8 protein-coding genes are annotated in these 8,010 nt (G+C 48.2%); 7 read left to right on the top strand and 1 reads right to left on the bottom strand.

Annotated features, from left to right (window positions below):
- The first annotated feature begins 98 nt into the window (after window positions 1-98).
- From F4Y39_19130 to F4Y39_19110, 5 genes are all read left to right on the top strand, one after another.
- Window positions 99-551 carry a hypothetical protein gene (locus F4Y39_19130; protein ID MYC15843.1) on the top strand — a complete coding sequence of 151 codons (453 nt, stop codon included), beginning with the start codon at window positions 99-101 and terminating at the stop codon, window positions 549-551.
- 464 nt (window positions 552-1,015) lie between these two features.
- The gene (locus F4Y39_19125) at window positions 1,016-1,504 is read left to right on the top strand and encodes a hypothetical protein (GenBank protein MYC15842.1); all 489 of its coding nucleotides are present in this window, start codon (window positions 1,016-1,018) and stop codon (window positions 1,502-1,504) included.
- On the top strand, window positions 1,458-3,770 hold the full coding sequence (locus F4Y39_19120; GenBank protein MYC15841.1) for a TonB-dependent receptor: 2,313 nt from the start codon (window positions 1,458-1,460) through the stop codon (window positions 3,768-3,770). Before F4Y39_19125 ends, F4Y39_19120 begins: the two co-directional genes overlap by 47 nt.
- 151 nt (window positions 3,771-3,921) lie before the next feature.
- On the top strand, window positions 3,922-4,161 hold the full coding sequence (locus tag F4Y39_19115) for a hypothetical protein (protein MYC15840.1): 240 nt from the start codon (window positions 3,922-3,924) through the stop codon (window positions 4,159-4,161).
- Window positions 4,158-4,559 (top strand): type II toxin-antitoxin system VapC family toxin, encoded by a 402-nt coding sequence (locus F4Y39_19110; GenBank protein MYC15839.1) that lies wholly within the window; start codon window positions 4,158-4,160, stop codon window positions 4,557-4,559. The genes F4Y39_19115 and F4Y39_19110 overlap by 4 nt, the downstream gene beginning before the upstream one ends.
- Here the strand turns inward: F4Y39_19110 and F4Y39_19105 are convergent.
- Complete coding sequence (locus F4Y39_19105; protein ID MYC15838.1) at window positions 4,536-4,724, bottom strand: hypothetical protein; 189 nt, start codon at window positions 4,722-4,724, stop codon at window positions 4,536-4,538. The genes F4Y39_19110 and F4Y39_19105 overlap by 24 nt on opposite strands.
- A 421-nt stretch (window positions 4,725-5,145) precedes the next feature.
- Between F4Y39_19105 and F4Y39_19100 the strand changes: the two genes are divergently transcribed.
- Window positions 5,146-5,634 (top strand): hypothetical protein, encoded by a 489-nt coding sequence (locus F4Y39_19100; protein MYC15837.1) that lies wholly within the window; start codon window positions 5,146-5,148, stop codon window positions 5,632-5,634.
- A gap of 8 nt (window positions 5,635-5,642) precedes the next feature.
- Entirely contained in the window at window positions 5,643-7,904 is a 2,262-nt protein-coding gene (locus tag F4Y39_19095) for a TonB-dependent receptor (GenBank protein ID MYC15836.1), read from the top strand.
- Window positions 7,905-8,010 lie beyond the last annotated feature (106 nt).

Genomic DNA, 8,010 nt, shown 5'->3' with positions numbered 1-8,010 from the left:
GAAGGGATTTTTGATCTCAGGCCATATTCGGAATCATCATTTATGTCGCAAAGATGATTGTGAAAAATAGGATAAACACGCGAAAGGAGACGTAAGATATGGAGAGACAAGATACAATGCGGCTCAAAGTGATAAGTGTTATAGTGTTTGCGTTCTTTGTTTCTTGCCATGGAGAAAATAAAGAAGATGCACACCACTTGCAACAGGCGGCGGATATTCACAAGGCGATGATGGAAATTGAAGAGCAATTTGAGAGCCAACTGGATAGCCTGAAGTCATTTTCACATCATGCTGTGGATATACGCGATAGTCTTCAGGTTATCGAAAAAGACTTTGAATTGTGGGAAAAAAATGTGGTTGAAGTGCCGGGAGATGACTCGGCAGAGGCCCATGATCACGGTCATGGACATCATCACGAAAAAGAAGATCTACAGGTGACACCCGAGCAAATGGTCGAGATCCAAAAAGAGCTAAAATCAAATCTCGAAAAATTGCTTTTGCGATTGCAATCGATTAGACAATTGCGAGCGCATTCCGCAGGGGAAAAATAGACGCACTGATAGATAACTATTTTTGCTCGAGGTAGCCCCATATAGTATTATAAAATGAATTTCTACACCAGACACCCGCTCGTTAAAACGCTGATCGCCATATTGCTCGTCGGTGCATTTTCCCTTGCCTTTGGGCATGCGGTTGACCATGGTGACCATGATGAACATGACACCCATTGCTTCGTTTGCCATTGGATTTATAGCTTTAGTGGTCTTATCAGTGCCATAGTCATTTTGAGTGCATTATACGCCTGTTGTTTTTTCGCTCTGCCGCACTCCACATTTTTATTCCGCCAGTTTTCCCTTTCACCTCAGAGCCGATCCCCTCCAGTAGTCTTCTGAATACTGAATATCTCAATACTAAAGTTTGCATTATTTTTCTGTATTTTTGTGCCTTTTTGTGCGGGCATAAGAGGACCTCTCTCTGTGTTCTCTGCCCGTGCGGGCTTATTCAGGAGACTATCATGTTTTTTGTAAGAAACTCGTTTCAACGCACCTTTGCCGCTGTGGCAGTTCTAACTTTCTTTGTGATCGGTTGTGGTAGTGATGATCCCACGTCTCACCAGGAAGAGCATTTCGAACCCGAGGGTCTGGTTATCATAGATTCGGGCAATCGTTTTTTCCGCTATTTCCGAGGGCAGATTGATGCCAGCGGTGGTCGGAAAGATCATCTCGACGCCCCCCTCAATGAGGAAACGTCGCACTGGAGCATCCGTTTTCTGGATGAAGATGGCGACGAGATTGACCCGCCAGATGATCCGGATTTCAAATTTACATGGGCGATTGCCGATCCCACGGTTTTGGAAGTTGTTCAGGATGCCGACGATGTCGGCAAGTTTGATTTTCACCTGCGGGGTCTCAAGGTAGGCGAAACTACGATTGAGCTCCAGGTCACGCACGACGATCATGTGGATTTTCGCACGATTCCCATTCCCGTGCATGTCGGAGGGTAGTAACTGCTTTGCCCTCATCCGATCTTTCAGACACAGGATGAGGGTTTTTTATAGGAGGTATGTTTTGAGATTTACAGCCTTCATTCTCGTTTTTGTGGTCTGCTTTTCCGCGATCAGCGCGTCGGATGAGACGCGATTGCTCGAGGGATATGTTTTTGATCACAAGACCCAACGCACAATTGACAATGTCGATATCATACTCGATGATGACGCGGTGGGTACAACAACCGATGATCGGGGCCGTTTTGTCTTGCGTCTGTCGCAGGGTGTTTATCGTCTGTCTTTTTTTCGTGTTGGGTATGGATTGGTGAGTCGGGAAATAAGGGTTTCGGATGAGAAAGTGCCCATTCTGTACGTCGAAATGATTGCCCGGGAAATTGTTGCGGATACCATTGAGGTGGTCGCCCAAAGCGCAGAGACGCGCTTTGAAGAATTGTACGAAGCGACTGGCGTGCTTTCTGGAGATGAGCTTCAGAAGAAGTACAGTCTCACGCTTGCAGAGACGATGAAAAACGAAATCGGCGTCGCCATCCGCAGCATGGGACCTGCACCTGCTCGGCCGGTTATACGCGGTCTTAGTGGCGATCGCGTGCAGATCAATATAGATGGTATGGAGACCCGCGATCTTTCCGCTACTTCTGCTGATCACGCGGTTACGCTTGAGCCTTTTAATTCAGAACGTCTCGAAATTATTCGGGGTCCGCGCATACTGCTTCACACGGCATCGGCCATTGGTGGGGTTATCAATGTCGTGAAACAAAAAATTCCGGAATACCATCCGCAGCGCGTTTCTGGCAGTGTTGGTGCTTATGGCGAGACGGTTAATAGAGGGTATCTCTCTGCCGCTGGAATCACAGTGCCTGTGGGGCCGCTTGCGCTGTATGCCGAGACTACGTACCGCAATACCCGGGATGTGCAAACGCCTATTGGCAGGCTTGTCAACACACCTATTAACACGCGCACGCATACGCTCGGTCTGTCATATCCCACTGACCGGGGATATATCGGTGCCTCTTTTGACCAGTTCGATACCCAATACGGCATTCCCGGTGGATTTATTGGCGGGCATCCCAATGGCGTAGATCTGGATATTGATCGCCGCGTGTTTGATGGCAGGGCGGCCTTCCATTTTGATCGTCAGGTGCTCAGTAGTGTAGAGATGGATTTCACCAGGACCTTCTATCACCACTTCGAGTACGAATCCAGCGGCAGTATTGGGTCCGAGTTTTTGTTCCACGACTACCGCGGTGATCTCAAGTTGCTTATGAACACACAGGACCAGACGCGAAATACCGTTCTGTCCCTGGGCTTTGGTCATCATAACCTCAAATTGGGGGGTTTTGTTTTTACGCCGCCCACGCGAGAGCAATGCGCTTCATTAGGTCTCTACCACGAATTTATTTATCGCGACATTGAATTTCAGGCTGCTGCGCGTTATACGTATGCCGACTTTGATCCGCGTCCGACGACAAGGAGTATTGCGGCTCTCGGTGTAGGTCGCACCTTTCACGCCTGGTCTGCGGCAATCAGTCCGCTTGTGAACATTACCGATCAGCTAACGGGCGGTTTCAATTTCAGCCGATCCCAGCGGGAGCCTACTATTGAAGAGCTTTACAACGATGGACCGCATCTGGCTGCGTACACTTTTGAAGTGGGCAATGTCAATCTTGAGGCCGAAACGAGCCTGGGCTTCGAGGTCTTTTTTCACTATCTGCAACCGGGTTTCGATTTTGTTTTGAGCGGATATTGGAACGAGTTTGATACCTATATTGCCCCGCGCAATACCGGAGAGATCAATTTTGCCCAACTGCTGCCGATTTACGCTGCCGATGGTGTTGCCGCGCGATTTTTGGGTCTGGAGATGCATCTGGGGTGGCGTTTGAATACGCGTTTGAATCTGGAATTGAACGGTAGTTATGTGCGTGGAGAGAACAGGGATGAGCATTTGCCTCTGCCCGAGATGCCGCCGCTCAAGTTTGTTGGAAGCACGACATATCAGCATCCTTATCTTACGGTTGGCGGGACTGCGGAATTTGTCGCAGGACAGGAGCGCGTGGATATATTTGAAGATTCTACGGATGGCTATGCTGTTTTTGGTGTCTATGCTCAGCGCGACATTAACACCAATCATACCCGCCATAGTATTATTATCTCTTTGGACAACCTTTTGGATACGGAATACCGCAACCATCTTTCGCGCATTCGATCCGTGATGCCCGAGACAGGACGGAGTGTTAAAGTGCATTACAAGATGTTTTTCTTTTAATTTAGCGGTCAGTTATCCTAAAACCTTACTACGCCCCAGACCAGCAGACTGATCTGGGGCTTGCTCTTTTTGAGGTCAAGTCATATCTTTCATTTTGGAAATAATGAAAGAAAGCAAATTTTGCGGCAGAGCACACAAATGGAGGTCTGAAATGGCAACTGATCCCATGTTGGCAGAAATTTTGAATACAACGCGTTCGCTGTCAGTTGAGGAGAAGATTCAATTGATTCGCGGTATGACCGATCAAGTAGAACATGATCTTAAAGGGATAAAGAAGGCCCAAAACAGATCTCTACGAGGTATCTGGAAAGGACTAAACATCACGGATAAAGAAATACGTGAAAACCGTAAGGAAATGTGGGGCAATTTCCCTCGAGAGGTTTCCCAATGACTCGTGCAGTCACTGATACACATGGTTTGATCTGGTATTTGGAGGGTAGCGTTCTTCTAGGAGCTAAGGCCAGCCAAATTTTTGATGCCTGTGAACAGGGCGACGCTTTCATTTACATACCCACGATCTGTTTGGTTGAAATTCTTTATTTACAAGAAAAAGGTCGTATTCCACTTGAAAATCAGCAACTGCTTCACGATAATCTAAAAACAGGTGATAGCAATTTGGTTTTGGTAGATCTAACCCAAGATATTGTTCACAAAATAGCTGAGATACCCCGAACAATAGTGCCTGATATGCCTGACCGCATCATTGCGGGTACTGCGCTGTATATGGAATTGCCGCTGATCAGTAAAGATGAAAAAATTCAGCAATCACAAGTGGCAACAATCTGGTAAGTATCCATTGGATATCAGGAGCCTGTTGACGTGCATCATCCCACTGAATCGAGAGAAAAACTCGATAAAACACTGATCGCCATATTGTTCATCGGCGCGTTTGTCTTTGCCTTTGGGCATGCGGTTGAGCATGTTGAACATGACATCCATTGCCTCGTTTGCCATTGGGTTTATAGCTTTTGTGGTCTTATCAGTGCCATAGTCGTTTTTGGTGTATTATACGCCTGTTGTTTTGCTATTCTGCCGCATCTCATATTTTTATCCCACCAGTTTTTCCTCGCGCCTCAGGGCCGATCCCCTCCAGTAGTTTCCTGAATACTGAATATCTTAACTGATGTTACGCATGTCATGCGTTTTGTCATGCTGAGCGTTGCCGAAGCATCTGTTCCACCTGAGTTGGTATGAGATTCTTCGCCTCCACTACGTTACGGCTCAGAATGACAGGCGCGTTATAGTGTGCCTCTGCGTAACGTCAGATCTTAATACTAAAGTTTGCATTATTTTTTATTTTTGTGCCTTTTTGTGCGGGCATAAGAGGACCTCTCTCTGTGTTCTCTGCCCGTGCGGGCTTATTCAGGAGACTATCATGTTTTTTGTAAGAAACTCGTTTCAACGCACCTTTGCCGCTGTGGCAGTTCTAACTTTCTTTGTGATCGGTTGTGGTAGTGATGATCCCACGTCTCACCAGGAAGAGCATTTCGAACCCGAGGGTCTGGTTATCATAGATTCGGGCAATCGTTTTTTCCGCTATTTCCGAGGGCAGATTGATGCCAGCGGTGGTCGGAAAGATCATCTCGACGCCCCCCTCAATGAGGAAACGTCGCACTGGAGCATCCGTTTTCTGGATGAAGATGGCGACGAGATTGACCCGCCAGATGATCCGGATTTCAAATTTACATGGGCGATTGCCGATCCCACGGTTTTGGAAGTTGTTCAGGATGCCGACGATGTCGGCAAGTTTGATTTTCACCTGCGGGGTCTCAAGGTAGGCGAAACTACGATTGAGCTCCAGGTCACGCACGACGATCATGTGGATTTTCGCACGATTCCCATTCCGGTGCATGTCGGAGAGTAGTAACTGCTTTGCCCTCATCCGGTCTTTCAGACACAGGGTGGGGGCTTTTTCTCTGTTGGAGATTCGTTTTGAGATTCACGACTTCTTTTTTGGTTGTTGTGTTCTTTTTTTTTGCGATCGGCGCATCTCAAGATACGCGATTGCTCGAGGGATATGTTTTTGATCGCAAAACCCAACGCGCAATCGGCGATGTTGATATCAAAGTCAATGATGGCGCAGAGGGCACGACAACCGATGATCGAGGCCGTTTTATCTTTCATCTGCCGGAGGGCGTTCATAGTCTGTCTTTTTTTCGTGTAGGCTATGGATTGGTGAGTCGGGAAGTAAGGGTCTCAGGTGAGAAATTGCCCATTCTGTACGTCGAAATGGTAGTCCGGGAGATCCAGATTGATACCATTGACGTGGTAGGGAAAAGTGCGGAAACCCGCTTTGAAGAATTGCACAAAGCCACTGGCGTGCTTTCTGGAGATGAGCTTCAGAAGAAGTACAGTCTCACGCTTGCAGAGACGATGAAAAACGAAATCGGCGTCGCCATCCGCAGCATGGGACCTGCACCTGCTCGACCAGTTATACGCGGCCTCAGTGGCGATCGCGTGCAGATCAATATAGATGGTATGGAGACCCGCGATTTATCCGCTACTTCTGCTGATCACGCTGTTACGCTCGAGCCTTTTAATTCAGAGCGTCTCGAAATTATTCGGGGACCGCGCATACTGCTTCACACGGCATCGGCTATTGGCGGGGTTATCAATGTGGTGAAACAGAAGATTCCCGAAGACCATCCGCAGCGCGTTTCTGGCAGTGTTGGTGCTTATGGCGAGACGGTCAATCGGGGGTATCTCTCTGCCGTTGGGATTACAGTGCCCGTGGGGCCGCTTGCGCTGTATGCCGAGACCACGTACCGCGATACTCGAGATGTGCAAACCCCCATTGGTAGGCTCGCCAATACACCGATTGAAACGCGTACGCATACGCTCGGTCTGTCATATCCCACTGACCGGGGATATATCGGGGCTTCTTTTGATCAGTTTTTGACCCAATACGGCATTCCCGGTGGATTTATTGGTGGGCATCCCAATGGCGTAGATCTGGATATTGAGCGTCGGGTATTTGATGGCAAGGCGGCATACCATTTTGATCGTCAGGTGTTCAGTAGTGTAGAGGTGGATTTTACCAGGACTTACTATCACCACTTCGAGTACGAATCCAGCGGCAGTATTGGGTCCGAGTTTTTGTTCCACGACTACCGCGGTGATCTCAAGTTGCTTATGAACACACAGGACCAGACGCGAAATACCGTTCTGTCCCTGGGCTTTGGTCACCACCATCTCAAATTGGGCGCGTTTGTTTTTACGCCGCCCACGCGAGAGCAAAACGCTTACCTTGGTTTTTATCACGAGTTTAGCTATCGACACATCGAATTTCAGGTTGCTGCGCGTTATACGTATGCCGACTTTGATCCGCGCCCAAGAACAAGGAGCATTGCAGATCTCGATGTAGATCGCACCTTTCACGCCTGGTCTGCGGCAATCAGCCCGCTTGTGAACATTACCGACCAGCTAACTGGTGGTTTAAACTTAAGCCGGTCTCAGCGCGTGCCTACTATTGAAGAGCTTTACAACGATGGACCGCATCTGGCTGCTTACACTTTTGAGGTGGGCAATGTCGATCTCGAGGCCGAAACGAGCCTGGGCTTTGAGGTCTTTTTTCATTATTTGCAACCGGGTTTCGATTTTGTTTTGAGCGGATATTGGAACGAGTTTGATACCTATATTGCCCCGCGCAATACCGGAGAGATCAATTTTGCCCAACTGCTGCCGATTTACGCTGCCGATGGTGTTGCCGCGCGATTTTTGGGTCTGGAGATGCATCTGGGGTGGCGTTTGAATACGCGTTTGAATCTGGAATTGAACGGTAGTTATGTGCGTGGAGAGAACCTGGATGAGCAGTTGCCCTTGCCCGAGATGCCGCCGTTCAAATTTGTTGGAAGTACGATTTATGAGCATCCATGGCTTACGGTTGGTGGGACTGCGGAATTTGTTACACGACAGGAGCGGGTGGATATATTCGAAGAGCCTACGGATGGCTATGCTGTTTTCGGTGTCTATGCCCAGCGCGACATTAATACCGACCATACCCGCCATAGTATTATTCTCTCTGTTGACAATCTTTTGGATACGGAATACCGCAATCATCTCTCGCGCATTCGATCCGTGATGCCCGAGACAGGGCGGAGTTTTAAAGCGCATTACAAGTTGTCGTTTTTTTGATTCGCAGATGCGATAATCGTTCATCCACTGATCTGGGGCTTGCTCTTTTCAGGTGCAAGCCCTATCTTTCCGCGTTGAAAATGAAAAGCGTTTTGCAGTAGAACAC

It is taken from the genome of Gemmatimonadota bacterium (assembly GCA_009838845.1).
In the GTDB taxonomy this organism is placed as follows: Bacteria; Latescibacterota; UBA2968; order UBA2968; family UBA2968; genus VXRD01.
Note: the sequence above shows the minus strand (reverse complement) of the source record. Positions and strands in the feature narration are given on the sequence as shown.